1 pseudogene is annotated in these 212 nt (G+C 60.8%); it reads left to right on the forward strand.

The features are described from left to right. Positions 1 to 212: pseudogene (locus NFJ07_RS25885) on the forward strand (NADP-dependent phosphogluconate dehydrogenase); the annotation flags it as partial.

Genomic DNA, 212 nt, shown 5'->3' on the forward strand with positions numbered 1-212 from the left:
GTTGACGGCCAGCCGTGCTGTGCCTGGATCGGCACCGACGGCGCCGGACACTTCGTCAAGATGGTCCACAACGGCATCGAATACGCCGACATGCAGGTCATCGGTGAAGCCTTTGATCTCCTTCGCTCCGGTGCCGGCATCGAGCCGGCCGAGCAGTCCAGGATCTTCGCCGAATGGAACAAGGGCGAACTCGCTTCCTTCCTGATCGAAAT

This window comes from Arthrobacter sp. B2a2-09 (assembly GCF_027587375.1).
Taxonomy (GTDB): domain Bacteria; phylum Actinomycetota; class Actinomycetes; order Actinomycetales; family Micrococcaceae; genus Arthrobacter.